Source organism: Microcoleus sp. B4-C1 (genome assembly GCF_036705285.1).
Lineage (GTDB): Bacteria > Cyanobacteriota > Cyanobacteriia > Cyanobacteriales > Microcoleaceae > Microcoleus.
The window spans coordinates 1-26,432 of sequence record NZ_JAUBUC010000051.1 but is presented as its reverse complement, the minus strand read 5'-3'; the positions used below and the strand labels follow the sequence as shown (position 1 = coordinate 26,432).

Annotated in this window: 21 protein-coding genes; 11 read left to right on the top strand and 10 right to left on the bottom strand. The window is 46.5% G+C overall.

The annotated features are described in order from the left end of the window. Positions 1–41 precede the first annotated feature (41 nt). Complete coding sequence (gene dndB / locus QUB26_RS19765) at positions 42–1,178, top strand: DNA sulfur modification protein DndB (protein ID WP_333319336.1); 1,137 nt, start codon at positions 42–44, stop codon at positions 1,176–1,178. 31 nt (positions 1,179–1,209) lie between these two features. Here dndB and QUB26_RS19760 read toward each other — a convergent pair whose 3' ends face one another. After that, on the bottom strand, positions 1,210–1,821 hold the full coding sequence (locus tag QUB26_RS19760; RefSeq protein WP_333319334.1) for a hypothetical protein: 612 nt from the start codon (positions 1,819–1,821) through the stop codon (positions 1,210–1,212). Positions 1,822–2,040: 219 nt separating this feature from the next. Between QUB26_RS19760 and QUB26_RS19755 the strand changes: the two genes are divergently transcribed. From QUB26_RS19755 to QUB26_RS19745, 3 genes are all read left to right on the top strand, one after another. Next, positions 2,041–3,009 carry an HNH endonuclease gene (locus QUB26_RS19755; RefSeq protein ID WP_333027141.1) on the top strand — a complete coding sequence of 323 codons (969 nt, stop codon included), beginning with the start codon at positions 2,041–2,043 and terminating at the stop codon, positions 3,007–3,009. A 22-nt stretch (positions 3,010–3,031) separates the two neighbouring features. After that, positions 3,032–4,747, top strand: coding sequence for a DNA phosphorothioation system sulfurtransferase DndC (gene dndC, locus QUB26_RS19750; protein ID WP_333319332.1), 1,716 nt, complete (start codon positions 3,032–3,034; stop codon positions 4,745–4,747). A gap of 130 nt (positions 4,748–4,877) precedes the next feature. After that, on the top strand, positions 4,878–5,441 hold the full coding sequence (locus QUB26_RS19745) for a GxxExxY protein (RefSeq protein ID WP_333319330.1): 564 nt from the start codon (positions 4,878–4,880) through the stop codon (positions 5,439–5,441). A 68-nt stretch (positions 5,442–5,509) separates the two neighbouring features. Here QUB26_RS19745 and QUB26_RS19740 read toward each other — a convergent pair whose 3' ends face one another. Beyond that, positions 5,510–5,815 carry a hypothetical protein gene (locus tag QUB26_RS19740; RefSeq protein WP_333319328.1) on the bottom strand — a complete coding sequence of 102 codons (306 nt, stop codon included), beginning with the start codon at positions 5,813–5,815 and terminating at the stop codon, positions 5,510–5,512. Between QUB26_RS19740 and dndD the strand changes: the two genes are divergently transcribed. Together dndD and dndE are read left to right on the top strand one after the other, a co-directional pair. Further along, positions 5,790–7,787: a DNA sulfur modification protein DndD gene (gene dndD / locus QUB26_RS19735; protein WP_333319326.1), complete on the top strand. Its 1,998-nt coding sequence runs from the start codon at positions 5,790–5,792 to the stop codon at positions 7,785–7,787. The two genes, QUB26_RS19740 and dndD, sit on opposite strands and share 26 nt — an antisense overlap. A gap of 266 nt (positions 7,788–8,053) precedes the next feature. Beyond that, complete coding sequence (dndE, locus tag QUB26_RS19730) at positions 8,054–8,455, top strand: DNA sulfur modification protein DndE (protein ID WP_006632969.1); 402 nt, start codon at positions 8,054–8,056, stop codon at positions 8,453–8,455. Positions 8,456–8,635: 180 nt separating this feature from the next. Here dndE and thiD read toward each other — a convergent pair whose 3' ends face one another. Together thiD and QUB26_RS19720 are read right to left on the bottom strand one after the other, a co-directional pair. Then, positions 8,636–9,445 (bottom strand): bifunctional hydroxymethylpyrimidine kinase/phosphomethylpyrimidine kinase, encoded by an 810-nt coding sequence (gene thiD / locus QUB26_RS19725; RefSeq protein WP_333319324.1) that lies wholly within the window; start codon positions 9,443–9,445, stop codon positions 8,636–8,638. Next, positions 9,438–9,785 (bottom strand): hypothetical protein, encoded by a 348-nt coding sequence (locus QUB26_RS19720; protein ID WP_333319322.1) that lies wholly within the window; start codon positions 9,783–9,785, stop codon positions 9,438–9,440. The genes thiD and QUB26_RS19720 overlap by 8 nt, the downstream gene beginning before the upstream one ends. Before the next feature lie 46 nt (positions 9,786–9,831). Between QUB26_RS19720 and QUB26_RS19715 the strand changes: the two genes are divergently transcribed. Then, on the top strand, positions 9,832–10,611 hold the full coding sequence (locus tag QUB26_RS19715; protein WP_333243770.1) for an MBL fold metallo-hydrolase: 780 nt from the start codon (positions 9,832–9,834) through the stop codon (positions 10,609–10,611). A 161-nt stretch (positions 10,612–10,772) separates the two neighbouring features. Here the strand turns inward: QUB26_RS19715 and ftsZ are convergent, their stop codons facing one another. The 3 genes from ftsZ to QUB26_RS19700 form a co-directional block, all read right to left on the bottom strand. Then, on the bottom strand, positions 10,773–12,047 hold the full coding sequence (ftsZ, locus tag QUB26_RS19710) for a cell division protein FtsZ (RefSeq protein WP_333243773.1): 1,275 nt from the start codon (positions 12,045–12,047) through the stop codon (positions 10,773–10,775). A gap of 472 nt (positions 12,048–12,519) precedes the next feature. Further along, complete coding sequence (locus QUB26_RS19705; protein ID WP_333243777.1) at positions 12,520–13,620, bottom strand: transposase; 1,101 nt, start codon at positions 13,618–13,620, stop codon at positions 12,520–12,522. Between the two features lie 42 nt (positions 13,621–13,662). Further along, a complete protein-coding gene (locus tag QUB26_RS19700) occupies positions 13,663–14,550 on the bottom strand; it encodes an FtsQ-type POTRA domain-containing protein (RefSeq protein WP_333243780.1) in 888 nt (295 codons plus the stop codon). A 337-nt stretch (positions 14,551–14,887) separates the two neighbouring features. Between QUB26_RS19700 and QUB26_RS19695 the strand changes: the two genes are divergently transcribed. The 4 genes from QUB26_RS19695 (at position 14,888) to QUB26_RS19680 (ending at position 24,236) form a co-directional block, all read left to right on the top strand. Beyond that, complete coding sequence (locus QUB26_RS19695; protein ID WP_333056118.1) at positions 14,888–16,219, top strand: P-loop NTPase fold protein; 1,332 nt, start codon at positions 14,888–14,890, stop codon at positions 16,217–16,219. Between the two features lie 682 nt (positions 16,220–16,901). Then, a complete protein-coding gene (locus QUB26_RS19690; RefSeq protein WP_333319319.1) occupies positions 16,902–22,379 on the top strand; it encodes a WD40 domain-containing protein in 5,478 nt (1,825 codons plus the stop codon). A gap of 319 nt (positions 22,380–22,698) precedes the next feature. Next, a complete protein-coding gene (locus QUB26_RS19685) occupies positions 22,699–23,505 on the top strand; it encodes a TPM domain-containing protein (RefSeq protein ID WP_333243787.1) in 807 nt (268 codons plus the stop codon). Between the two features lie 107 nt (positions 23,506–23,612). Beyond that, positions 23,613–24,236 carry a precorrin-8X methylmutase gene (locus QUB26_RS19680; protein WP_015179019.1) on the top strand — a complete coding sequence of 208 codons (624 nt, stop codon included), beginning with the start codon at positions 23,613–23,615 and terminating at the stop codon, positions 24,234–24,236. Between the two features lie 180 nt (positions 24,237–24,416). Here the strand turns inward: QUB26_RS19680 and QUB26_RS19675 are convergent, their stop codons facing one another. The 3 genes from QUB26_RS19675 to QUB26_RS19665 all read right to left on the bottom strand — a co-directional run. Then, positions 24,417–25,616, bottom strand: a complete 1,200-nt coding sequence (locus QUB26_RS19675; protein ID WP_333319317.1) for an ISAs1 family transposase — start codon at positions 25,614–25,616, stop codon at positions 24,417–24,419. 275 nt (positions 25,617–25,891) lie between these two features. Beyond that, entirely contained in the window at positions 25,892–26,215 is a 324-nt protein-coding gene (locus QUB26_RS19670) for a DUF2442 domain-containing protein (RefSeq protein ID WP_333319315.1), read from the bottom strand. Then, a partial coding sequence (locus QUB26_RS19665) for a DUF4160 domain-containing protein (protein WP_333243792.1) occupies positions 26,205–26,432 on the bottom strand: 228 nt, incomplete at its 5' end. The genes QUB26_RS19670 and QUB26_RS19665, both read right to left, overlap by 11 nt.

Genomic DNA, 26,432 nt, shown 5'->3' with positions numbered 1-26,432 from the left:
CTGCAGAAAGTTGGCGTGTATCTGCGGTTTCACAAAAAAATATGTCTACTCCTTCCTTTGAATACATTTTGCCGGTCATCCGGGGAATTCAAGCGGGCCGCGAATATTACGTGTCGATGTGTCCGGTGCGTTTTTTGCCGAAATTGTTTCCCTTTGAATCTGAAGATTTGCCGCCGTCTATGCGGGCGAAACGGGCGCTTAACAAAGCTAGGATTCCCGAAATAGCTGATTATTTTGTCAAGAATTCTACAAATTATACTTGTGGGGCAATTGCTGCTTCGATTGATGCGGATATTACTTTTGAAGCAGTGGGAAATGAGGCCGAAGAACGAAAAATTGGTCGCTTGCGGGTGCCGATGGATGCTAAGTTTACTATTAATGACGGACAGCATCGGCGGGCGGCTTTTGAGATGGCATTGAGGGAAAATCCGCAGTTGGGATATGAGACGGTGGCGCTGATTTTGTTTCTCGATATTGGGTTGGAAAAATCGCAGCAGATGTTTGCTGATTTGAATAATTTTCAAGTTCCTTTGGAGGCGTCGCTAAGTGTACTTTACAACCACCGGGACGATCGCGCTTTTGTGGTGAAGGCTGTTGTTAAGCAGGTTGAGGTTTTCCGGTGTTTGACTGAGATGGAGAGGGGGAGTTTGAACGGGCGATCGCACAAATTGTTTACGCTGAGTGCGATCGATCGTGCTATTATGGCTTTGCTGTCTAATATTCACGGCAGCGAACAGGCAAAACTCTCTGGTTCTCGCACCAAAAAAGAACAGAAAGAGGAAGAACTCGCTCAAAAAATACAACTGGCGGTTAGTTATTGGAATGCGGTTTGCAGTTTTATTCCAGATTGGCAATTAGTTCTGCACAAGCAAGTTGCGGCGGGGGAAATGCGCCGGGATTGCGTGCACTGTCACAGTGTTGTGCTTGAGAGTTTGGGGGAAGTTGGGGCGGCTTTGCTGTCGGTTTTTCCTGAGAGTTGGGAGGAACGTTTGAGCCTTTTGCAGCAGGTTGATTGGTCGATTTCTAATCCTGATTGGGAGAATGGGATTGTGTTGAAAGGGGGAATTTCGCGATCGAGGGCGAGTGTTAGTTGGATGACTGAATATTTGAAAAATCGGTTGGGTTTGGAAACCGCAGATACAGCACAGGCGGGACGCCCGTGCCACCTGGGTTTGTAATTGCAGCGCCAAAATGCCTCCAAAAACTAGGCTAATTAAAATAGCGTCTGAATGGTTCTGCAAGAATACCCAATATTTGGTCTAGCTGAGTAATAAAATATTCAGTCAAATCAATTTTTAACAACTGATTTTCTAAAATTAGGAATTTCCAGTTTGTACCCGTTGAAACTGCTCCATAAATCCCAGATTGTTCTTGCCCTTTGCGGGCATTAAATATTTGAGCTGCTGCCATCTGAGCGGCACACTGTCCCAATCCTATTCTAATATCGTTGTCTTTTGCTTCGACTAATGTCAAGACTGGGGCTGTAACTAATGATTGATTGCTGGACGCACTGAGGAGAAAGTCACAAGCCCCGGTTAATCCTTTGCTCTCTTCTACGTTAAATGTGTTGCCGGAAAAATAGCCAATTTTGTTGTTGAAAGTGCGCCGTATTTCGAGTAGAATGGGAGTGATGATTAATTCCGATCGAGCTTTTTCGGTGCTGATACTTGAGGCTAAGTCTAAAGCTTCGTCTAGAGTTTCTTTGAGGCGTTCTGAAGGTGCGAGGCGGGTAATTTGGCTGAATAAGTGGGGAATGTCTTCAACGGTTAGATCCAGGGTTGAGACGGCTTGGTCGATCGTTTTGAAGTCGCTGTAGGACATATTTGATCTGGGGGGGTGAGAGATGATTTTTTTAACCGCAGATGCACGCGGACAGTGATATAATTATCTCCTGTCTAGGCTATAAAATTACTTTTTAGTCTGCTGACACTGCTTAAATTGTCTAGTTTCTGGGTTATGGTTTTGCCTGCGGTTAACTTTTTGTTGACAAGAGTGTAAAATTTCAGGTCGGATTTTATTTAATCCTAGCGGGAGGAGAAAATGACTACAGGAGAAGAGTCCGAAAATAAGAATTTAGCATACTATCGCCAACGTTTTGCAGCTCTTAATGTAAATAACACACGCCAACGTGGCCAAGCTAATCATAAGCCAATATTACTATTGTCAATCATCGATCTAATTGCTCAAGGAATAATTAGGGAAAATCGAATTTATGTTTCGGACGCCTTGGTTAAAACATTTAACAAGTATTGGGAAATTTTAGGTTCTGACTCTCACAATCGTGGTTTGTACTATCCATTTTGGCATTTGGAAGGTGATGGATTCTGGCATAAAACATTGAAATCGGGATTTAACGGTTCAAAGCCTAAAACAACTAACAAGCTAAGAGAAGCTGTAGAATACGGTAGTTGGGATAATGAATTATTCGATTTACTCCAAGACCAAAATTCTAGAGCGGAATTAATAGATACACTGATTGCTAAATGGTTTTCATCAAATAGAGACGATATTGGAGAGATTTTGCAGGTCAATCAAGAGTTTGAAAATGTTAGTCACACAGAAAGAGAAATGTCGGCGACAGCCGAAGTTTCTGACGGAGAACCGAGATTTTATTTAACAAAATCTGCTGTTAGAAATGCTTTTTTCAGGAAAGCAGTAGTACATACATATGATTACAAGTGTGCATTTTGTCGATTGAAAGTTATCAGAAATCTCACTCAAAATATTGTAGATGGCTCACATATTAAGCCATTTTCAAAGTTTTATGATAATCAAATTAATAATGGGATATCATTGTGCAAAAATCATCATTGGGCTTTTGACCAGGGTTGGTTTGCTATAGATGATAATTACAGAATTATCGTCGCTAATGACTTAGAAGAGGAATCCCCCAATGCCAGATGTATGAAAGATTTTCATAGTGAAACTATTCTCCTGCCCACTTCCGACCAAGATTTACCAAGACTTGAATCGCTAGAATGGCATCGGCGGAATGTATTTAGAGCTTAATAAAGTAACTGAGGTTGAAGACATGACAGAAACAATGCTACCACTTTTTCCACCCCGTACCGTTAGGGACTTAGTGGAAGAAATAAAAAAATTAAGTCAAGAAATTAGAGATTTATATTGTTTAGATGATCTACCTTGGGTTTTAGGATATTCCGGTGGGAAAGACAGCACTGCGGTAGTGCAGCTTATCTGGTATGCAATAGCAGAATTACCACCTGAAAAAAGGACGAAAAAAATTTATGTAATTACCACAGATACACTGGTAGAGAACCCGATAGTTTCTACTTGGGTACGTCAGTCATTAAAACAGATGAAGTCTGCGGCTATAAAGCAGCAGCTCCCAATAGAGCCTCATATGCTTTATCCAGATGTCAAAGATACTTTCTGGGTCAACTTGATGGGAAAAGGCTACCCAGCACCGAGACATGGATTTCGCTGGTGTACTGAACGCCTGAAAATCCTTCCTTCTAATCGGTTTGTTCGTGATATGGTGAGAATCAATGGAGAAGTAATTCTTATATTGGGTACTCGCAAAGCTGAAAGCATTAAACGCGCTGTTTCAATGGAGAAACATGAAATAGGTCGCATGAGTGACCGTCTAAATGATAAATCTAGTTCCATTAAATCTCTGCTTTATCAGAGTCCTAGTCTGCCTAATTCCCTAATTTATAGTCCGATAGAAGATTGGCGAACTGATGAAGTCTGGATTTATCTGAATCAGTGGCCTAATCCTTGGGAAAATAGCAACAAAGATTTATTTACCATGTATCGAGGCGCAACAGCAGACAATGAATGTCCTTTAGTTGTCGATACGTCTACACCTAGCTGCGGCAGTTCTCGCTTTGGTTGCTGGGTTTGCACAATGGTAAGCCAAGACAAATCTATGGAGGCAATGATTCAAAACGATGAGGAAAAAGAATGGATGCAACCTCTGCTCGATATTCGCAACGAATTAGACATAAAAGACGATCGCCCAAAAAGAGACTTCCGCCGCATCTACGGTAGAGTAGAACTGTTTGAACGCAACATGGGCGACGACACAACCTCCGTCGAACCCATCCCAGGGCCCTACACCAAATTCTGGCGAGAACACTGGCTGAGACGAGTCCTGGAAGCACAAACCCACGTCCGCAAAACCGCACCCCTAGAAATGCGCGATATCACCTTAATTACCCCAGAAGAACTTAGCGAAATCCGCCGAATTTGGCTGGAAGAAAAGCATGAATTTGACGACTCTTTGCCCCGTATTTACGAAGAAGTCACGGGCGAACCTTTTGAAGATTCCCGTCCCGCCGCCGAAAGAAAACTCCTCGGTAGCGATGAATGGACTGCGATCGAAGAGATTTGCAGCGAGGACAAAATGCACCTCGAATTGATGGCCAAACTCCTTGATACAGAACGCCAATACTACACGAAGCCCCGCCGTACAGGCATTTACGCCGATTTGGACAAATGCTTTGAAACCAGTTCGCGATCGAAGGAAGAAGCAATTGGCAACGCCCACTATCAACGGAATTTAAAAAAAGCCGTTGAGGATGTTAAGGCAAATCCAACTGAGAATATTCAACAAGTCAAAGATGCGATCGCCCAAACCAACAGTTCCGCCAAAAACGATACCGTTGATATTGCCAAACTTAAAGAAGAACTCGAAAGCAACAGCAATCAAAGCAGACAGCTATCTTGGGCGGATATTAAATATTCTACTCCCGATGTAGGAGAGGAAAAACCTAGCGATTAGCACGCGCTAGCCTGCGGTTAAACCCAAACTTGTTGACAGCCACCCCGCCGAGCGATCGCATATAAGGGTTTTTCAACTAACCGCAGCATTAACAAACCACCATCGTTTAAATTACACAATTTTTACGACCATGCTTGACCCTAATATTCCCCATCAGGATCTTACATACAGCATCATCGGCTGTGCAATGAGAGTACACCGGAGGACACAAAAAGGTTTAAGAGAAAAACATTACCAAAGAGCATTTGATGCAGAAATGCTGAAATCCAGTATTACAACAGAAATGGAATATCCCCGACAAATTTATGACGGTCAAGTTTGGATGGGAATTCTCTATCTAGACCATTGGGTGAATGAATGTATTGTAGTAGAAGATAAAGCCGTGAATTATCCAATGACCGATAAAGATAAAGCTCAAATAATAGCTTACTTAGCAGCTACAGGAGCACAAGTAGGTTTATTTATAAACTTTGGACGCAGTAAATTAGAATACCACCGCATCCTCCCACCAAAATCCGTACAAGGTTGGCAGAAACACATTCAACCATACTTGTGGAAGCCGAAAACAAGTGGCAGAGGTTGGACAAGAGGAAGTGCAGGAACCTATGAAGAAACAGATGACGAACTCCCATTACCTCCCAACATTCAGTCCCAAAACGAAGAGGAAGATTCAACCGATGTAATTGATTGGTAGCAAGGGAGGGGGCGGTTAGCAGCGGATTTTGTAACGGATGTAACGGATGTAACGGATGTAACGGATGATTAGTGGGAGATCACCAAATCTGCCACTAACCGCCGCCCCACCAACCACCCATCCGCTAAATCCGCTACAAAATCTGCCACTAACCGCCGCCCCACCAACCACCCATCCGCTAAATCCGCGACCAAATCCGCTGCTAACCGCCGCCCCACCAACCACCCATCCGTTAAATCCGCTACAAAATCCGCTGCTAACCGCCGCCCCACCAACCACCCATCCGCTAAATCCGCGACCAAATCCGCTGCTAACCGCCCCCACCAACCAACAACATCTACATCTACAATGCAATTCCTCGAACTCGTCCTCAAAAACTTCGGCCCATATTCCGGCACCCAAACCATCAATCTCCGCCCCGAAAAAGACGGAAATCCCTGCCCAGTTATCCTATTTGGCGGCATGAATGGCGGCGGCAAAACCACCCTCATGGACGCCATTCGCCTCGCCCTCTACGGTGGCCGCGCCCAATGTTCCACCAGAGGCAATTTAAGCTACAGCGACTTTCTCAATCAATGCGTCAACCGCCACACTCCCCCATTAGAAGATACCCGCGTCGAACTAACATTTGAACAAGTCCAAGACGACAAATTAGCTCAATTCAAAATAGTTAGATACTGGAAAAAAGGCGATATCAAAGATAACTTAAGCATTCTCATATACAGCGAAATAGTCAGCGATTGGTGGTCAGACAAAGCAATTACTAACACCTGGGACGAATACATCGAAACCCTTTTGCCCGTCGGAATATCCAACCTATTTCTCTTTGACGGCGAACAAGTAAAAGAACTCGCCGAACTCGAAACACCGCCGGAGTTTGTCGTCGGGGCGATTAAATCTCTTTTAGGTTTGGAACTTGCAGAACGCCTCGCCGTCGATTTAGAAATATTAGCAGGTCGCAAGCGGAAAGAAATTGCTGGTAAAAAAGACTTGGCTGCTTTAGAGAAAATCGAAGAAAATTTTAAGAAAATTACTGATGAAATAGACTCAGCTAAGCAAGAACAAGCCAGCTTTAAAAACGAGTTAGATAAAGCTCAAAAAAATCAGCAACAAGCATCAGAAAAGTTTATCTATGAAGGCGGGAAAATTGCCGCCGATCGCAGTCAACTAGACAGACAGCTAAACGACTACAGAAATCAGGCAGAAAAAAACCGTCAATCCATGATGGAATTGGCATCAAATACGCTACCACTAGCCCTAATTTCGCCCTTGCTAAGTGAAGCAAAAATTCAAGCAGAAACAGAAGACAGCCAGCAGCAAGCAAAGATTGCCCAAAATGTTATTAAACAAAGAAGCGATCGCCTTCTAAACTATATCGCCGAAATCTCGTTAAATCCCCAGCAGCTAGATAAAATTCAAGACTTCATCCGCCAAGAAAACCAAGAACTCGAACAGCAAGCCGGAACAGACGCGCCGCCCTGGATGAACGCCGACAACAACAGCATCCAGCAACTAGAAAACCTCCTTAGCTACCAAATCAAAGCCCAGCAAATTCTAGCGCGCGACCAAATAGAAGAAATCAAAAACATCGAAGCAGAAATCGACTTTACAGACAGACAACTAGCAGCCGCCGCTTCCCCCGAAGCCTACGAAAAACTAGAAGAAGAAGTCAGGAAAGCCCAAAAAGCAGTCGCTATCGCATCCGCAGCCTGCGAATCAGCCAACCGCCGAGTCGATGAATTAGAGAGAGAATTAGCCAAAAACCAAAAAGAACTAGAAAGCTACAGCAGCGAATACATCACCATCAGAAACAGCCAACACGTCATTGCTTCGATCGCCAAAGCCCAAGCCACCCTCAAACTCTTTAAAGAAAAACTCACCCTCAAAAAACTCAACAAACTCGAAATAGAAATTACCGACTGTTTCCGCTACCTGTTGCACAAAACCGACCTCGTGCACAGAGTTGCGATCGACACTCAAACATTTAGCCTCTCCATTTACGATCCAGAAGGCAAACCGGTACCCAAACACCGACTTTCAGCGGGGGAAAAACAATTGCTGGCGATCGCCTTTTTGTGGGGATTAGCCCGAGTATCCGGGAGACAATTGCCAGTGGCGATCGACACTCCCTTGGGCCGCCTCGACTCCTCCCACAGAAACAACCTAGTCGAACGATATTTCCCCTCGGCCAGCCACCAAGTCATCCTGCTTTCTACCGACACGGAAATTAGAAAAGTAGAATATGATAAGCTGCAAGAATTGGAGGCGATCGCCCACAGCTACCTCCTCAAATACGACTCCGCCAAACACCAAACCACCGTCGAAACTGGTTATTTTTGGGACTAAAAATTCGCGCAAAAAAATAGCCGCAACCCCCTTGACTTTGCTGGGGAGTTGCGGTAGTATATATATCATAATGGGATGGTTGCGAAAATTTTATTTTTGCCACCATCCCATTATTAAGGATAAATCCTACTAAAATAAGAATACCAAAAAAAACCGATTTAATCAAGTCGCGCCGTGTAAAAAAATGTTAATTATTTCGGGTTATCTAGAGGCTTTGCTTCCCCAACATTAACACTGTTTACAATATACCAAAAAATCTCAAACTCATGGAACCACCACTCGATCGCATCCGCCTCTCCCAAACAGGCAAAGACCAACTATCAAAACTGAAACGATCGACCAAAATCGATCAGTGGAATATTCTATGCAGGTGGGGATTTTGCCGATCGCTCGCCGAACCCAGCATCCCATCGCCAGTACCAATTCCCAGCGACAGCAACGTCGAATTAAGCTGGGATGTCTTCGGCGGCGACATGGCTGATATCCTGATAATGGCCCTCAAGCAGCGCTGTCACCAAGACAATTTAGGCACAGAAAAAGAAACTCTAGCGAAACAGTTTCGCCTGCACTTGCACCGAGGAATTGGTTATTTGGCCGGCGATCCGAATATTAAGAAAATCGAAGACTTGGTGGCGATCGCTCTTTCGCCTGAAAAATTAAGAAATTAACTGATTTTTGACAGTTGGCGGTTCACTCATGTGATTGGTTATATCAATTCCGGTTGGATCGGAATGATTTAACCGCAGAGTACGCAGAGAACACAGAGGAAGAGAAGAGAGAGAGGAATAATTTCGATGAATCGTGGATTTGATATTATTAGCAGACTCCAACAAGTAACAAATAACTTATTACTTCTGTAACAGGGGGAAAAAATGCCCTACTGGCCCTTGGCCTTCCCCAATATCCAAAGCATATTTGAGAGCAGTAGTAACATAATTCTTAGCTAATGTCACCGCCGTAAACAAATCTTTCCCCAAAGCTAAATTAGCAGCGATCGCAGCACTCAAAGTACAACCAGTCCCGTGAGTATTCCCAGTATCAACATTCTCAGTCTTCAACACATCCAAGCGCGTACCATCAAACCAAACATCAATCCCCCGCAAATCTCCCGCCATCCCGCCGCCTTTCACCAAAACAGCCTTTGCGCCCAAACGATAAATCTGCTGCGCCGCCGATCGCATATCGTCTAGAGAAACAATCTGCAAACCGCTCAAAATCTGAGCCTCAAACCGGTTGGGAGTCACGACAGCAGCCATTGGGATCAAAACATCGCGCAAAAATGCGATCGCCCCGTCATCAATCAATCGATCGCCCGATCGTGAAACCATCACCGGATCGACAACCAAATTCCCTATTCCCAAAGCTTCCACCTGTGAAGCCACCGCCGCCATAATTTCCCGATTCAGCAGCATCCCAGTTTTCACAGCGTGCACCCCAATATCCCCAACCACCGCCTCAATTTGAGCCGCCACAGCCTCCGCAGACAAAGCATCCACCCGCGTCACCCCCAAAGTATTTTGAGCCGTCACGCAAGTCAAAGCACTCGTACCGTGCACGCAGTGAAACGCAAAAGTCCGCAAATCCGCCTGAATCCCAGCCCCACCGCCACTATCAGAACCAGCCACAGTCAAAGCCACAGGAATCCTCGATTTAATCATCTTCTTCCACCCCAGATAAACGCCAACTTGAACCAGACAAATCCCAATCATATCTGTGGCACGGGCGTCCCGCCTGTGCTTCCCGTGCCACGGGCGTCCCGCCTGTGCTTCCCGTGCCACGGGCGTCCCGCCTGTGCTTCCGCGTGCCACGGGCGTCCCGCCTGTGCTTCCCGTGCCACGGGCGTCCCGCCTGTACTTCCCGTGCCACGGGCGTCCCCCCTGTGCTTCCGTGGCACGGGCGTCCCGCCTGTGCTTCCCCGTGCCACGGGCGTCCCGCCTGTGCTTCCCCGTGCCACGGGCGTCCCGCCTGTGCTTCCGAAGGGTTAAATTCCCCAAACAAAATTAGCTATGATTAAACCAATTGTAAAGAATTATTGCAAACCCCTGTGAAAATCACCCGAATCGACCTCAACTCTTGGATCTTCCACATCGCAGGCCAAACCATCCTCGTCGATCCCTGGCTAATCGATCCCCTCGTATTTTACGGTCAACCCTGGCTGTTCACCGCCTACCACAACACCCCTGTCGCCTTCACTCCCAGCACCTTACCGCCGATCGACCTCATCCTGATTTCCCAAGGATTAGACGACCACTGTCACAGGCCAACACTCGAACAGCTCGATCGCACAATTCCCGCGATCGCCTCACCCACCGCCGCCAAAGTCCTCAGCAGTTTAGGCTACACCAATATCACATCTTTAGCAAATTGGCAAGAATTTAATTATCAAGAAAAATTACAAATTACCGCCGTACCCGGAGCCGAAATCGGGCCCGGACAAGAAGAAAACGGCTATTTGCTAAAAGATTTAAGCAGCGGCGAGACACTTTATTACGAACCGCACCTGCCACCATTAGAAAAAGTTAAACAGAAAATAGACACAGTAGACGTAGCGATCGCCCCAGTCATCGGTCAAATCTTCCCATTCCTCGGACAAGTCATCATCGGCCCTTCGGAAGCCCTCAGCCTCGCCCAAACTCTCAAACCTCGGTTTTTCCTGCCTACAGCGGCGGGAGACATCCGAGCCACAGGCATTTTACCAATGTTAGTGCGATCGATCGGCAGCATCCCCGAATTTCGCGATTTACTAGCAAAATCCGGCCTCTCCACCCAACTCCTCGAACCCGAACCGGGGCAAACCCTGGAGATTTTAGATTTTAGATTTTAGATTTTAGATTTTTTAGATTTTAGATTTTAGATGCTCGATATTTTCGATTTTTTAGATGGGAGATTGGAGATTCAATGCCAAATCCCCAATCGCCAAATCCCAAATCTCAAATCCAAAATCGCCAAATCCCCAATCTAAAATCTAAAATCTAAAATCTAAAATCATCTTGGCGGACGACGGTTACGCAAAAACTCAGGAATATCCAATCCCAAATCCTGCGGCGGTTTCGCTTTCGGATCGGGCGTCTGTTGAGCAGGAGTCACCGGCACAGTTGCAGCCCGCCAAGGAGCATTAACATTTTGCGTCCGCCCCGGAGTCGGAGGCGCCGGAACTTCCCCCGAAAAACCAGTAGCGATCACAGTAATCTTAATTTCGCCCTGAAGCCGCTCGTCAATCACCGCTCCAAAAATAATATTGGCATTCGGATCGACAACCTCGTAAATCGTCTCAGCCGCCGCATTCACCTCGTGCAGCGTCATGTCAGTACCGCCAGTGATGTTAAACACCACACCTCTAGCGCCCTCAATAGACGAAGCTTCCAGCAGAGGCGAAGAAATAGCCTGCATCGCCGCCTCCCTAGCCCGCGACTTGCCAGAACCCACGCCAATGCCCATCAAAGCCGAACCCGCATCCGCCATTACTGCCCGCACGTCAGCAAAGTCAACATTCACCAAACCGGGAATAGTAATAATGTCAGAAATACCCTGAACCCCTTGGCGCAGGATATCGTCAGCAACTCGAAAAGCCTCTTGTACAGGCATTTGTTCGGAAATCACAGACAGCAGCTTGTCGTTAGGAATTACGATCAGCGTATCCACCCGAGTTTGCAAAGCCGCGATTCCTTCCTCAGCTTGGCTGGTGCGCCGCCGTCCCTCAAACGTAAAAGGCCGCGTTACTATGCCCACAGTTAAGGCGCCCATTTCCTTAGCGACCTCAGCCACGATCGGAGCCGCGCCCGTGCCCGTACCGCCGCCCATGCCGGCTGTGATAAATACCAAATCCGCATGATTCAGAGCATTAGCAACTTCATCGCGGGATTCCTCCGCAGCCTTTTGACCGATCGCCGGATTGCCCCCGGCCCCCAAACCGCGCGTCAACTTCTGTCCGACTTGCAAGCGTTTCGGAGCATTTGAGAGAACCAGAGCTTGGGAATCTGTATTCACACACCAAAACTCGACACCAGAAACCTCGCTGGCAATCATCCGGTTAACGGCGTTGCCCCCACCACCGCCGACGCCAATTACTTTGATTTTGGCGGCACTGCTGGGCATTATGTCTTTGGGATTGACCATAGGATCGATATCAATACTATCTACATTTACATAACCAGACTTGCGTCTAAAGGGATTGGCGGAATCTGCAGCCACCGGAAAATTTTTTACTTCTTCCGAAGGGGGACTGTCTTGGTCAGACCCCTGTCTATTATTAAGCTTCATTAGAGTCGGGGATGGTAGATTAGAGCTTGTTAACTAAACGCCAATTCACAATCAACTATAGGCTAAGTTGCGCGAAAAACTAACACAGATCGATGCTTAATGTTAGCAATCTCGGATTTTGCCGACCTCGCTAGCCTAGACCTCGCTTGACGCCATCAAGGTACTTGACCGGATTAAGGCAATTGTAAGCTGCGTCAGAAGGAAAAAAAATGGATACTAGGCCCAGACGCGGGGCGCTATCCAAAAACTGTGCTGATTTCAAGCCCTATCGATCCTGATGGGCAAAAATTCTGCCTATCGATCGATACCTTCTACCTTCTGTTGACAGAGGATCAATTCTGGGCGCGAGTGGGTGCGGGAGTGGAACTCTGCTTTGTCAAACTTACCCAAACTTTGCTAAAGCCACCTTTAGCCGCAATTCGGAGTTGACTTCCTGCGCTGTTGGGTGGTCGGCCATCCCAAGATAAGCAGGCTATCCCCCAATAGCCTTGGGTTCCCAATTTAAAATATTTAAACTGGCATTGAGATCGCGATCTATTGAGGAGCCACAAGCAGGACAATCATAAGTCCGAACGCTTAGTGGCATATCTTTTTTATGCCCGCAATTCGCACAAGTCTTAGAACTGGGGAACCATCGATCCACCAGCACTAAATTCGCTCCATACATTTTGCACTTATAATTTAGCTGCCGCCTGAATTCGTAAAACCCTAAGTCGGATATTGCCCCAGCCAACTTGTGATTTGCCATTATTCCGCTTACGTTCAAGTCTTCTATATTGATTGACTTGAAAGTTTTAGCTAAATAAGTCGTTAACTTTTGAAGGAAATCTTTGCGAATGCAAGCTATTCGTGCGTGAAGTCTGCCGAGCTTGTTGTAAGTTTTGCGCTGATTGTTTGAGGCTTTTATTTGTCTTGATGCCTTGCGCTGCAACCGTGCAAGCTTGGTTTTCGCTTGCTTTAATGGCTTTGGTGCATCAAACACTTGACTGTTTGACAGGGTAGCAAAATATTTAATACCCACGTCAATCCCTACAGAGCTTTCGGGTTGTTGAATTGGTAAAAGTTCCGCATCAACACAGAAAGAGACGAACCAGCGATTTCCTTCTTGTGAAATGGTAAAAGTTTGAGAGACAAAACCGCATTCCAGTGGCTCGTGAAGTCGAAAAGTTCCCTGCGTGGGAATCTTAATGGTGTTGCCAGCAGTTAGTAAAACTTTTCCATTAGACGAATCAACCGTGAATGATTGCCCATCCCGGCGGCTGGCAAATTTCGGATGATCGGCTTTTCCCAAGCGATACCGACTGAACGCATCTTTCAAGTCAATCAAAGCGTTTTGGTAAACACGAGAAGACAACTGGTTCATCCAAGCGCATTCAGGTTGTTTCTTGACGTGGTTGGTGAGAACTTTCTTGACTTCGTTGATGACCTTTGAGTCTGAAAAATTGCCCTCACCGTACATTTGGACTCGCAAGCTCAATCCCATGTTAAATACTACACGCCGGAATCCTGCGTGTTTTGCCATCAAGGTTGCTTCCCTATTATTCAATTTGAGCGCTCGCTTGACGGCAAACATGGAACTTCCTCTCAACAATCAACTTTAGATAAGTTTAGCAAACTATTTAGCAATTAAGTCCGAATCCAAACTGCCGGGGAGTTGTGGCAAATGGACGATCGGCGAAGCAGGATTTTTCAAGTCAATGTAGGCTATTTTGCTTGAATCTAGCTGTTTTGGCAATTGTCGCATTCGGTCTAAAACCTTAAGTTGCTCCGCAGTCTTGGAACTGTACGGCCCTAAGTGTACGGTACCGATCTCTGTTTTCAAGATCAAGTTGTTCGGGTTTTGCCAATTAATCTCAAAAACTTTCACCGTCAAGCCACTGAGTCCTTGGTAAAACTTCGGCCAAGAGGCGCGATACTGTTCCAAAGGCCCGATGACTTTTAAAGTGGGCAAAGAACGCTGAGCCTGCGTTCCCGGAATGCTGCCGGGCCCGATCGAACTATTCTGCGATCGTACAGCAGTATAACTATCCGACGGCATCCAACCTCCGCGAGCGTCCAGCCACCCCACTTTTTCCTTATCACTGTTCGATCTCAACACCGCCGTCGGCTGCGCCACCGCCACCGGCAGGCGTTCTGCCACTTCTATAGTCAAACTCGGCGGAAACAAGTTACGAGTCACCTTCGCTTTAGCGATCGGCCCCGTTGACTCCAGCTTTTCGGCCAGCGCCTGCGGTTGAATCCCCCACAGCGACTGCGGGTAAGACAGCGGCACCAAAGACCGCACCGCCTTATCCGATAGCCACTGATTGCCCTCCACCTTCACTTGTTCCGATCGGGCAATTAACCAAGCCGGCTGAGCAATCCACCACAGCAAACCTCCAGCCATTGCGCTCGCTGCCAGCATTTGCCACACCACAGCCGCCAATCGAGCGCGCCTCTGCTGCCGCAACTTTTGGCGCCTGCGCCCTAACTCTGTTTGAGAAACCGCTCCAAAACTAGCCATCTACCTCTTGACAATATAGTAATTAACGATTAGCACAAATTCAAAACTGTTTAATCTTTCTCTCTCGAACCCTGTTTTCCCCTACCATTTAACCAGATATCCGCAAATTTACCCATACTCCTGCCAATACCAGTAATATCACTGATCCCGCTAAGTAATAAAAAATTATTAATTAAAAATTCCCAATTCCAGCGCCGGGAAAACCCCTTACCAGATCAAGGTTCTTTGGGTATTTAGGGCATTACCCCACAGGGCAAAAGGTTACAAATCAAACTAAACTCAAGTAAAGAAAGTTTAGACTTTCGATTAACTTTTTAACTTTTATTCGGCTTCAATTGTGATCGCACTCGAATTAGACAGATTCTATAAAGCCTGCAACCCCAGCAAGACCCTTGTTGCGGGAGACCCAGGGGATTATCAATACTACATTGATTTTGGTTCCGTGCGTGGCGGCAAAATCATTGAATCTTTACAGCGAACCATTACCCGCATCTCCCCCAATGAGCCAACCTGTCAGCTATTTACAGGGCATATCGGGTGTGGCAAATCTACGGAATTGTTTCGACTAAAAGCTGAGTTAGAGCAAGAGGGTTTTTGCGTCGTCTACTTCGAGTCTTCCCAAGACTTAGACATGGGGGATGTAGATATCAGCGATATTTTGCTGAGCATTGCGCGCCAAGTCAGCGAAACTATGGAATCGGCTAAAATCAAACTCAGACCGAGCTATTTTACAAATCTGTTTGCAGAAGTGGCAGAATTTTTGCAGACTCCCATAGATTTGTCAGCGGAAGCCGAGTTATCTGTAGGCATTGCTAGAGTGACTGCTAAAACTAAAGACTCTCCCAAACTGCGATCGCAACTCAGGCAATATCTCGAACCCCGCACCAACAGCATCTTGCAGTCGATCAACGAAGAACTCCTCAACAAAGCTAACGCCGAACTCAAGCAGCAAGGTAAAAAAGGGCTCGCAGTCATCGTTGACAACCTCGATCGCCTCGACGCCTCCCTCAAACCCAGCGGACGCACCCAGCCAGAATACCTGTTTTTAGACCGTGGCGAACAGTTGAAAAAACTCAATTGCCATGTTGTCTACACGATTCCCTTGACTTTGATTTTTTCCAACGACTTCGGCCGCCTCGCCAGTCGATTTGGAGTCAAGCCCAAGGTGATGCCGATGGTACCGGTGCAAGTGCGATCGGGCGAAGACCACCTCGAAGGAATGGCACTGCTGCGCCAGCTAGTATTAGCCAGAGCTTTCCCCGCAGTTGCTCCCCATCAACGCATTGATTTGATTTCCCAGGTGTTTGACTCTCCCGAAACTTTAGACAGGCTTTGTCGGATTAGTGGGGGTCATGTTCGCAATCTACTGATGCTTTTGTATAGCTGTTTGCAGCACGAAGACCCTCCCTTCTCTCGCGAATGCCTCGAAAGCGTCATTCAAGAATATCGCGATGACCTTTTGGGAGCCATCAATGACATGGAATGGGAATTACTGTTTCAAGTTGTCAACCGACAAAGTGTAACAGGCGAAGAAGAGTCTCAAATTTTGTTGCGAAGTATGTTTGTCTTTGAATACCGCGATCAAGAAGGTCGTTGGTTTGGGATTAATCCAGCCCTAGCAGAAACCCGAAAATATAAGGAGTGGCTGCAGCGCAGTGAGCCAAAATAGTTGGGATTTTTGAGATAGCTTCGTGACTCTAAAAACCCTTAACTACGAGGGATTTAGAAAGAATTTAACTAAAAATTCATCGCTCAAAACTCCGAAATCTTACCATCCAATACAGAAATCAGTCAGCGGTTTTTTCCACTGGCTAATTTCTGTTGAATGCTGGCTATAGGCGGTGTATTTTATTGTCCTCTAAAACTTTGCCACCACTAAGGACTTTGCCCACTCTCAACTCTCATATCTGCAATGTCAGACCCCCTATGTCTGTTTTTAGCTGTTGCTCTTAATTTCACATAATCCCATACCGGAGTACATTTTTTTTGCTGTTATGCTAAATGCCTGCTACAGATATATGGAAGTTGTTTACTAATAGCTAGCCGTCGGTATGATCGTGAACTAAGCAGTTGGCTATTTATGATCTGTAGTCCTTTATATATCGCTTAATCAAAAAATCTAAGATAACCTTAAATTTTTATTCGCAAGTCTAGCATTCTCTGAGATTGAGAGGTATGATATCTTTACATTGGATCTAATAAATATGTAAGTATTGATAGGACAAGTACGGAAAACTACGTATTTATACAGAGATAAAGCGTCAGACAGAGACGGGGATGTCTAAGTAGAGACGCTTTCAGTCACGATGGGCGAGCGTTAGGTAATTGATTAATGCAAAAGAGGTGCACGCATGACCGATCTAATTAAGGTACAAGAAACTGCAAACTACAACGAGCGCTCGCTCAAAACTCTGGTCAGGTCAATCACAATGTCTCAACACCAATTCTCGCTAATTTTGGTGCGCTGCAACTACGAGCAGTTGCGGCAGCAAATAGCGCAGCGGCTGCGAGAAGTGTCCCCAATTCCAATTCAAGATATCGTCCTGCCAGCTTCAGTCAAAACCCTTTACACTACTCTGCTCTCAAGCACTTTCCAGGAGGGGTACTCGCCTGTCGGTGACGCCTCGGCTTTGATGGTATTTGGTTTAGAAACAGTAGTAGCGATCGACGAACTGATGGCCTCTACCAATCAAGTGCGAGACGAATTTCGCAAAAATTTTTCCTGCCCAGTAATTCTGTGGGTAACAGATGATATCGTGACCAAAATGATTCGTCTGGCACCGGATTTCAAAAGTTGGGCCGCCGCCACAATTAAATTTGAAATGGGCGTTGACGAATTAATTAATTTTCTCGCTAGGCGGGCCGATACTATATTTAAAATAGGCGAACTAAATCAAGCACTCGCCAGCAGCAACCTCAGCAGCATAACTAATTGTGAAACCTGCGAAACCCCGTGCGAAAAAAGCGCCCTGGAGCGCGAAATCAGCCCCGGAGAACGCTTTCTAACTGTTAACTCTGGGCCCCAAAACCGACGACAATCAGATGTCCACTCGTATTCGCCATTGAGTCCGGGCAATACCTTCGATTTGGCGATCGGCTCTTTGTCACGCCGAGAACTAGAATTAGCTTTAAGAGATTTACAAAATCGCGGTCAAGAATTAGAACCCGCCCTCAAAGCCAGCCTGGAATTCGTTCTCGGTCGAGATTACTATGTCAGCGACCAAACCGAAACCGCCTTAATTCACTACCAAGAAAGCTTAGTATTTTGGCAGCATCAAACTGGCAATTGGGAACTCGCAAACTGGGAAAATTCTGAAAACCCAGAAACCCTCTCCTGCTCATTGTCCAATCCTGTCCCCAATATCCTATTTTTAGAGAGAGAAGGCATAGTGCTGTTTCACATAGCCCTGTGTCACCGCTTGCAAGCAGCCAGAAATCCGGTAGCCAACCGCCAACACTGGGAACAAGCTTGGATTAGCCTGGAAAAATCTAGAAACGCTTTCTCCCTTGCTTCACGCCCGGAATTGGTAGCTGAGGTGACAGCACACCTCGGAGAAGTGCTGCAGCGCCTGAAAGCTTGGGGAGAGTTGCAAGCATTAGCTGAAAATTCTTTGCAGTTGCACTTCACTTACGGTACTCCCAGCCAACTAGCTCAAGATTACGGCTTTTTGGCTGAAGTTGCCCTGCAAGAGTCGAGGTGGAGTCAAGCCCGCCAGCTAGCCGAGTTGGCTTTGGCAATTTTGGATCAAACGCCTAACGATTTGAGATTGCTGATTGAAGATTTGAGATTGGGGTTTGAGGGAAATTATCCAGAAATTGTGGGATCTAACGAGTCAAGTAACGATCCCAAATCTAAAATCCAACATCCCAAATCCGACAGGAGTTCGTATCTTTTACTTTTAGCCAGAAGTTTGCGGCAGCTAGGCCAGTGGGAAGCGGCGGTTCATTCTTTGGAGTTGGCTCAATCTCAAAGCGAGCCGAAGTACGACCCCCGACTTTACATCGATATTTTGACGGAATTGCAAGCGGTTTATTTCGAGCAGGGAGAGTATCTTAAAGCGTTTCGGATTAAAAAAACCCAGCGGTCGATCGAATATCAATACGGATTTAGAGCTTTTATCGGAGCCAGCCAATTGCAGCAGCAGCGCCAAGCTGTCAATCCTTCAGGCCCCTCAGCTCAAAACCAAGCTGCCATCGCAGCGTCCATGACAGCTTACTCGCGGCAAACAGATATCAATAGCTTGCTAGAAAGAATTAGCAGGGACGACCATAAATTAACTATTATTCATGGGCCCAGCGGAGTCGGGAAAAGTTCTCTAGTCAATGCCGGCTTAGTACCAGCTTTGAAAAATATTACTCCGGGTGCGCGGGATACATTGCCCGTAGTAGTCAAAGTTTACACCGACTGGCTGGTGGAGTTAGAAAATGCTTTGAACAGCGCACTGTACGACAAACAAGCCGAAGAGGAAAGTAAATTAATCTCGAAAGGAGTACAGGAAATCCACAAAAGAAGTTGCTCGGTTATTCCTGCTCGCAGCTCGGAAGTCTCTTCTTTTATTATAGAACAGTTGCGCGAAAATGCCACAAATAATTTGTTAACTGTGCTGATTTTCGATCAATTTGAAGAGTTTTTCTTTGTTTCAACTTCTGTGGCACAAAGACAACTTTTTTATAATTTTTTGCGTTTGTTTTTGAACTTGCCTTATGTCAAAATAATTCTGTGCTTGCGCGAAGATTATTTGCACTACTTACTAGATTGCGATCGCTTCCCAAATCTTGATGCTATTAACAATAATATTCTCGACAAAAGCATCCGCTACCAACTGCGGAGTTTTTCTATCAAAGACGCGCGGGCTGTCATCGGACACTTAACAGAACGGGCAGAATTTTATTTAGAGCCGGCACTGATCGATGCCTTCGTAGAAGATTTAGCAGACGAACTGCAAGAAGTACGACCAATCGAATTGCAGGTAGTAGGAGCGCAACTGCAAGAAGAAGGTATTACCAGTCTAGCACAATACCAGCAATTGGGGGACAATCCCAAAGCGGAATTAGTGAAAAGATCGCTCGAAAGAGTCATCTCTGACTGCGGGCTCGTTAACGAAGACGCAGCTTGGAAAATCTTGTTTTCCCTGACAGATGAAAGAGGCGTAAGACTGATAAAAACCAAACACGAACTCTCGTTAGTTACAGGCCCGCAGCCAGCCGATGCCCGCGAAACCGAATTATCGGCGATCGGCAGAAACCGAATTTCCCTACCGCGACAGTTCGCTGCATACCCTGAAAGCCGACCCAAGAAAACCGACAACCTGGACTTAATTTTAGACATTTTAGTTGGTCACGGTTTGCTATTTTTGCTACGGGAAGCGCCCGAAGACCGCTATCAATTGGTACACGACTATTTAGTGCGACCGATTCGCCAAAGATTCGGCTTAGAAGCGAGACTCCACAAAGCAGAAGCGGACAAAAAAATGAGTCAAGCACAGCTCTACCGAGCCAATACTTTTCTCAAACAACTGCTGGGAGTAGCAGTGATCGGCGTCATGCTGCTAACCAGTTCCACCATCGCCGCCGTAAACTTTTGGTGGCGGGCTGTGGGTCAAAAACAGCTAGCTGTCGCTCAAACTCAGCGAGCCGAAATCAGTACCCTGACTGCTGCTTCGGAAGCACTTTATTTCTCAAATAACAAATTTGACGCCATGATGGAAAGTTTGAGAGCTGGTAAAAAGTGGAAACAGATCGAACACTCCCAACAAATGTCTACTCTCAAAGACACCGAAATTCTGATTTCTGCCGCCCTCCAGCAGGCAGTTTATGGAGTTAAAGAACGCAACCGCTTGGAGGGACACGGCGATGTAGTTTGGGGTCTTAGCTTCAGTCCAGACGGCGAAACAATAGCTTCCTCCAGTGTAGATAAAACCGTCAAACTTTGGCGGCGCGACGGCAGTTTGTTGGCAACTTTCAAAGACCATACTAATAGCGTCTCCTGTGTCACATTCAGTCCCGACAACAAAATCATCGCCTCGGCTAGTTTAGATAAAACTGTCAAAATTTGGCAAACAGATGGCAGTTTGCTGGCAACTTTCAAAGGGCATACTAATAGCGTTACCAGCGTTGCTTTTAGCCCTGACGGTCAAACGATCGCCACTGGCTCTACTGATAAAACTATCAAACTTTGGAAAACCGACGGCACGCTGCTGCGAACGATCGAACAATTTGCTCCCGTAAATTGGCTAAGCTTCAGCCGCGACGGCAAAATAATCGCTGTGGCGAGCGATGACGGTAGTGTGAAACTGTGGAGTTCTGACGGTAAGTTAATCGCTAATTTATGGCACAGCGAAAACAGACAACCCTCGAAAATTTACACCGTCAGTTTCTCCCCCGATGGTGAAACGATCGCCAGTGCGGGTGAAGATAAAACGGTGAAAATCTGGAGCATCGCTGCACTCAAACACCCACCAACAGAAAATTCAACACCAGCAAAAAAAGGTGAACTGCTAACAACTTTGCGGGGACACACCAAGTGGGTATTCGGTGTCAGTTTCTCCCCCGATGGTCAAACACTTGCTTCGGGAAGTGCAGACGGGACTGTCAAACTCTGGAATCTTGCTGGTGTTGGCGACAAACGCCCAACCGATGCTAGCAACATTAAACCAGAGAGTCGCTTACTGAGAACTTTTGAGGGACACGCCGATCGAGTTACTCAGGTGAGTTTTAGCCCGGAAGGCAAAACCTTGGCTTCGGCAAGTTTTGACAAAACTATCAGGCTGTGGCGACTCGATGACGTGCCGCTCAAAACCCTCGACGGACACCAAAACCGGGTGCAAGGCGTTACTTTCAGCCCCGACGGCCAAAAGCTGGCTTCTGCTTCTACGGACAACACTATCAAACTCTGGAGTCGCACGGGGGTTTTGCTGGAAACCTTGGAAGGACACACTCAGAGAGTCGCCAGCGTCAGTTTCAGCCCCGACGGCCAGCTACTTGCTTCTGGGAGTTACGACAAAACGGTGAAAGTCTGGAGTTTGACAGAAGATGGCATGAATAATATTCTCCCTTGTCCTTCGGCTCCCCTATTCCCGTGTTCGCCTTCTGTGCTGTTGACTCTCGACGGCCACGCCGACAGCGTGATGAGCGTGAGCTTTAGCCCCGACAGCGAGGTTCTGGCAACGGCTAGCAAGGATAAGACTGTGAAACTCTGGACTAGAAACGGCAGGCTGATTAAGACTTTGACGGGACACACAGGCTGGGTGACTGGGGTGACTTTCAGTCCCGACGGCTCGATGCTGGCTTCTGCAAGCGATGATGGTACTCTCAAACTCTGGAATCGGGATGGTCGTTTGCTAAGAACTTTTGAAGGAGCTCACAACAGTTTTGTGTTGGGGGTTGCTTTTAGCCCTGATGGCAAAATGCTAGCTTCGGCTGGTTACGACAATTCGGTGAAATTGTGGAAGGTAGATGGGACTTTGGTGGCGACGCTGCTGAAGGGTTCTAGCGACAGCGTGACTAGCGTTGCTTTTAGCCCGGATGGTTTGTTGGTTGCTTCGGGTAGTTACGATCATAAGGTGAAACTGTGGAGTCGCAGCGGGACTTTGCTGAAAACTTTGACGGGTCACAAGGATAGCGTGATGAGTGTGAGTTTTAGCCCGGATGGGAAGGTTCTGGCTTCTGCGGGCCGGGATAATCGGGTGATTTTGTGGAATTTGGATCTTGACGATTTGCTGGTGAGGGGCTGCGACTGGGTGGGGGATTATTTGAGGACTAATCCTAATGTGAGCGATCGCGATCGGCTTCTCTGTGAGGGGGTTGGGGCAAAACCAAATCGATTTTAGATTTTAGATTTTAGATTTTAGATTGGGGATTCAGTCGATTTTAGATTTTAGATTTTAGATTTTAGATTGGGGAATTCAATGGATTTTCGATTTTCGATGTTACTCATCCCCTTGAGGAGCTCGATCGCGCTAATTTCCCCCTCCCCCCCTCTCCCCCTCCCCCCCTCCCTCTACCACTTTCTCAAAAACTATTTTTTCCTTCCCCTTGCTCTCCGCTTCCTGTAAAGTAAATAATTGTAAAGAAATATGAGTTTTCTCTTATCCTCTGGTTAAGACCGCCAGCTAGCATTCACAATTAAGACCCGGATTATAAGTTCCTATGTCACAGCTTTTCCCGCGAAAATTTCTAGCCTCTGTTGCCGCATTTTTTCTGGCTTTGTCTGTGTGGACGATCGCACCTGCGGCCCACGCTTTCAATAATCCCGATTTGTTGCCTTCTACTCAGACGCCGATCATTGACTTAGCTAAAGCCCTTACGGATATTGAAGAACAAAGTTTGGCAAAAAATTTAAACGCCTTTGAAGCCGAAACCGGCTGGAAACTGCGAGTGCTGACTCAGTACGATCGCACGCCCGGTTTGGCTGTCAAAAGCTATTGGGGGCTAGATGACAAGAGTGTGTTATTAGTTGCTGACCCGCGAGGGGGCAATTTGCTCAATTTTAATGTGGGCGACTCGCTGTATCCGCTGCTGCCGCGCACTTTTTGGGTGGAACTGCAAACCCGCTATGGTAATCAATTTTTTGTGCGGGACAATGGCGAAGATCGAGCGATTATTGAATCTTTGGAGTCGATAGAAGGCTGTTTGCGTCAGGGCGGATGCCGCGTGGTTCCCGGTTTGCCGAGGGAACAGTGGATTCTGACGTTAATTACGTCGGTGGTTGGCGGCGTCATCTGCGGGTTTGCGGCTCAGCCTCGGAAGCCGGGACAGGTTGTGGCTTGGCAGTGGGCGCTGATTTTTTCGCCGCTGTGGGGCATTCTGTTTTTCGCTTTCGGACTTGGGCCTGTGGTGACTCGGACTTCTGACTGGTTGCCTTTGGTTCGGAATGTGGCCGGTTTTGCGATCGGAGTTTTGGTGGCATTCCTGACTCCGGTGTTGGGCAAATCTTCTTCGTCGTCGGAAACTTAGTTGGCAGTTGGCAGTTGGCAGTGGGTAGATTTTACTCAACAGTCAACGAATGACTAAAAGCTGGTAAGCTGATACCTGACAACTCAGAGGCGACAGCTATCCAACAAATGGAATGGCACGTAAGCGATGCCCAGAGTCTGGGATTAATCGATAACGAAATTGGCGACCACGGTTTTTCAGCGGCGGAGTACGAAATAGTCCGCCGCGTGATTTATGCGACTGCTGATTTTGAGTACAAGTCTTTAATTAGTTTTTCCGATCAGGCTTTGCAGGCTGGGGCGGCGGCTTTGGCTGCTCGGACTACGATCGTGGTAGATGTGCCGATGGTGCAGGTGGGCATTACGCCCTTGATCCAAAGTACCTTTGCGAATCCGGTTTACTGTTCGATGGAGGCTTTGACGCGCCCCCAAAAGGAAAGGACGCGGGCGGCTTGGGGGATTGAAACTTTGGCAAGACGCTATCCTGAAGGGATTTTTGTGGTGGGCCAGGCTCAAACTGCTTTGTCGGCGATCGTGGATTTGATTGAATCTGAGGAAATTCGACCAGCTTTGGTGATTGGGACTCCTTCTGGGTTTGTGGGGGTGGATGTGGCTAAGTCGCGGCTGCACGATTCGATGATTCCTCACATTCGGATTGAGGGCCGCAAGGGGTCTGCGGTGGTGGCTGTGGCTATTGTTAACGGGCTGGTGGATTTGGCTTGGCAAGCTTATGGGCAAGAGGGAAACAGTTGATCGAGAAGTCAATCGATTTTAGATTTTAGATTTTAGATTTTAGATTGAAGCATTGATACCAATTTAATGTGAAGTTGCACATATCTCGATCCCCCTAAATCCCCCGATCGAAGGGGAGTAGGGGTTGACTTTGAGAAGAATCTTGTCCCCCCCTTATTAAGGGGGGTTAGGCAGGGTGGATTAATTGTCAAAAGAGTAAACCAGTGGGGCTAGGCTATTTGCTGACGAGCACGCGCCAGATTTAATTGGTTTGTCTTGATGAGATAAACCGAAAAGTAATTCGCTAACATATTCAAGTTGATTGGCCATAAATCTCAAAGCTTCAGGAAGTGTATTTGTACCGAGCATCCGAGCTAGAGATAGTAAAAATTGTCTGACCATTGCCCAGTTCGCAGGTGCATTGCCACCTCGATGGATGCAGTTATCCTCATTTAACGTCACATCTTTAACCCAATGCAGCCGATTCTCTATTAACCAATGTCCTCGAATTGCCGACGCAAATTGGCTTGCCGACCAATCCTTACTACTTAAATAATAATGCGTTTCATGGAAATCAACTAACCGACGACGACTTTTTTTGCCTTCCCACCTACTGCCAGTTCTTTTGATAGCAATTATATGTTTGACACCCGCCCACGCTGGTAATAACTGAGTAGATACGGGATAAATTGTCGTAGAGCGAGTTGTGGTGCGGCCATGCAAGCGTTCTGAGGTTTGAGCTGAATCGATCGCGCCCACAGATGCGACTAATTTTTGAGCCACTTTAAACAAACTAGATTGATTTTTTTTGATGGTAATTATGTAGTCATTACCTCCATCAATAATTAACTGAATAGTTTTTTTTTGAGTGTGCAGTGCATCGGCAGTAATTACTACTTGAGAACCCGCAAGTTCTTGCACGAGTTCTTCGACAACTTCGATTTCACTTCGCTCCTGATTTTCCATTACTTTATGTCGGACTACCCAGCCGCGATCGTGACTGTATGCAGAAACTAGACTCACAAAATTTTGGTAAGAACTATTACCGCCAACACTTGTGCTTTTAATACTTTTTCCATCAATTGCCATCAATTCTCCTGGTGCTATCGATAATGTTTCCCCTGCCCATATATTAAAAAGGACGGCAATTACCTCAAAATCTAATGAGAGAATGATGTTTCTAAAAGTAGAGTCGCATGGAAAACGAATATCTGGTGGGAGGTGAAAGAGTTTTATCAGAGTTGAGCGATGATTTTTCGTAAATTCAGCTAAGGGCTTATATCCCCAATATCCCGTACAACTGCCCAATAAAATTATCATGAGTATCAGCCATAAGGGATGCCTAATCCCCCTCGGATGTCGGTGGTCAGGTACTGATTTAATTGCTTCAATTAAATTCATTGTTGATGCACTCTGTAGGATAGTCGAGCGCGAGCGGACTCGATCCGCTCGCGCTCGACTATTATAATTTACTTGGGGACAATTAATCCACCCTGCTTATTAAGGGGGGTTAGGGGGGATCAGATTGTATGCAGCGTCATAAAAAATTGGTATGACTCCACGGATAAATTCGGGGGGCAAGTTTCATCGGATACAGGTTTTTTATTTCTCGGTCCTGAGTCTGCGAAGGAATGAATCCGGGGGCTTGTATCCTGGATGCTTTCGGTCAGCAGTCATTAGTCATTAGTTATTAGTCGTTCTGGATTATTTTGAGCAGTGTTGCGGTTAATTAACCAACTTTCAAACGATCGTTGACTTTCACTGCTGCGTCGGCCCGCTAGCAAACCTTCTACTCCAATATGTTCGTCTAAATCAACCCATTCAATGGCATAACAATCTCCAAGTAGCTGCCAATTATGTCTTTCCTCCGGGGAACCGTGCAACAAACGGGGATACCAAGCTAAGGGAACACTCAAACTGCGACCATCAACTAAGTCCACAATTACTTTTTCATCTGTCACCGTGACTTTAATTACGAGGGGTTCTGTTTCAAGGATCAAAGTAGTGATGCCAAGCCTCCAACAATATTTGTTCATATTCCTCTACAAGACGAGCAATCTGGTTTAATTCATGCTCTTTGAAGCCTCGATTTTTTTCTAGAGATACAGGATTCATCCAAAATTTGGCAAGTTGCCGATCGCGCTTAGGAATGAGAATTAAATAACTTCCACTCTTGAAAGTGGGATGGGCGTCCCGCCCGTCCAAAAAGGACGGGCG

Coding starts and splice junctions, on each gene's coding strand:
- QUB26_RS19700 (WP_333243780.1), bottom strand. CDS start 14,550: ATGGCTAGTTTTGGAGCGGTTTCTCAAACAGAGTTAGGGCGCAGGCGC.
- dndB (WP_333319336.1), top strand. CDS start 42: ATGTCTACTCCTTCCTTTGAATACATTTTGCCGGTCATCCGGGGAATT.
- dndE (WP_006632969.1), top strand. CDS start 8,054: ATGGAACCACCACTCGATCGCATCCGCCTCTCCCAAACAGGCAAAGAC.
- thiD (WP_333319324.1), bottom strand. CDS start 9,445: ATGATTAAATCGAGGATTCCTGTGGCTTTGACTGTGGCTGGTTCTGAT.
- dndD (WP_333319326.1), top strand. CDS start 5,790: ATGCAATTCCTCGAACTCGTCCTCAAAAACTTCGGCCCATATTCCGGC.
- dndC (WP_333319332.1), top strand. CDS start 3,032: ATGACAGAAACAATGCTACCACTTTTTCCACCCCGTACCGTTAGGGAC.
- QUB26_RS19705 (WP_333243777.1), bottom strand. CDS start 13,620: ATGTTTGCCGTCAAGCGAGCGCTCAAATTGAATAATAGGGAAGCAACC.
- QUB26_RS19745 (WP_333319330.1), top strand. CDS start 4,878: ATGCTTGACCCTAATATTCCCCATCAGGATCTTACATACAGCATCATC.
- QUB26_RS19675 (WP_333319317.1), bottom strand. CDS start 25,616: ATGAATTTAATTGAAGCAATTAAATCAGTACCTGACCACCGACATCCG.
- QUB26_RS19690 (WP_333319319.1), top strand. CDS start 16,902: ATGACCGATCTAATTAAGGTACAAGAAACTGCAAACTACAACGAGCGC.
- QUB26_RS19755 (WP_333027141.1), top strand. CDS start 2,041: ATGACTACAGGAGAAGAGTCCGAAAATAAGAATTTAGCATACTATCGC.
- QUB26_RS19685 (WP_333243787.1), top strand. CDS start 22,699: ATGTCACAGCTTTTCCCGCGAAAATTTCTAGCCTCTGTTGCCGCATTT.
- ftsZ (WP_333243773.1), bottom strand. CDS start 12,047: ATGAAGCTTAATAATAGACAGGGGTCTGACCAAGACAGTCCCCCTTCG.
- QUB26_RS19680 (WP_015179019.1), top strand. CDS start 23,613: ATGGAATGGCACGTAAGCGATGCCCAGAGTCTGGGATTAATCGATAAC.
- QUB26_RS19760 (WP_333319334.1), bottom strand. CDS start 1,821: ATGTCCTACAGCGACTTCAAAACGATCGACCAAGCCGTCTCAACCCTG.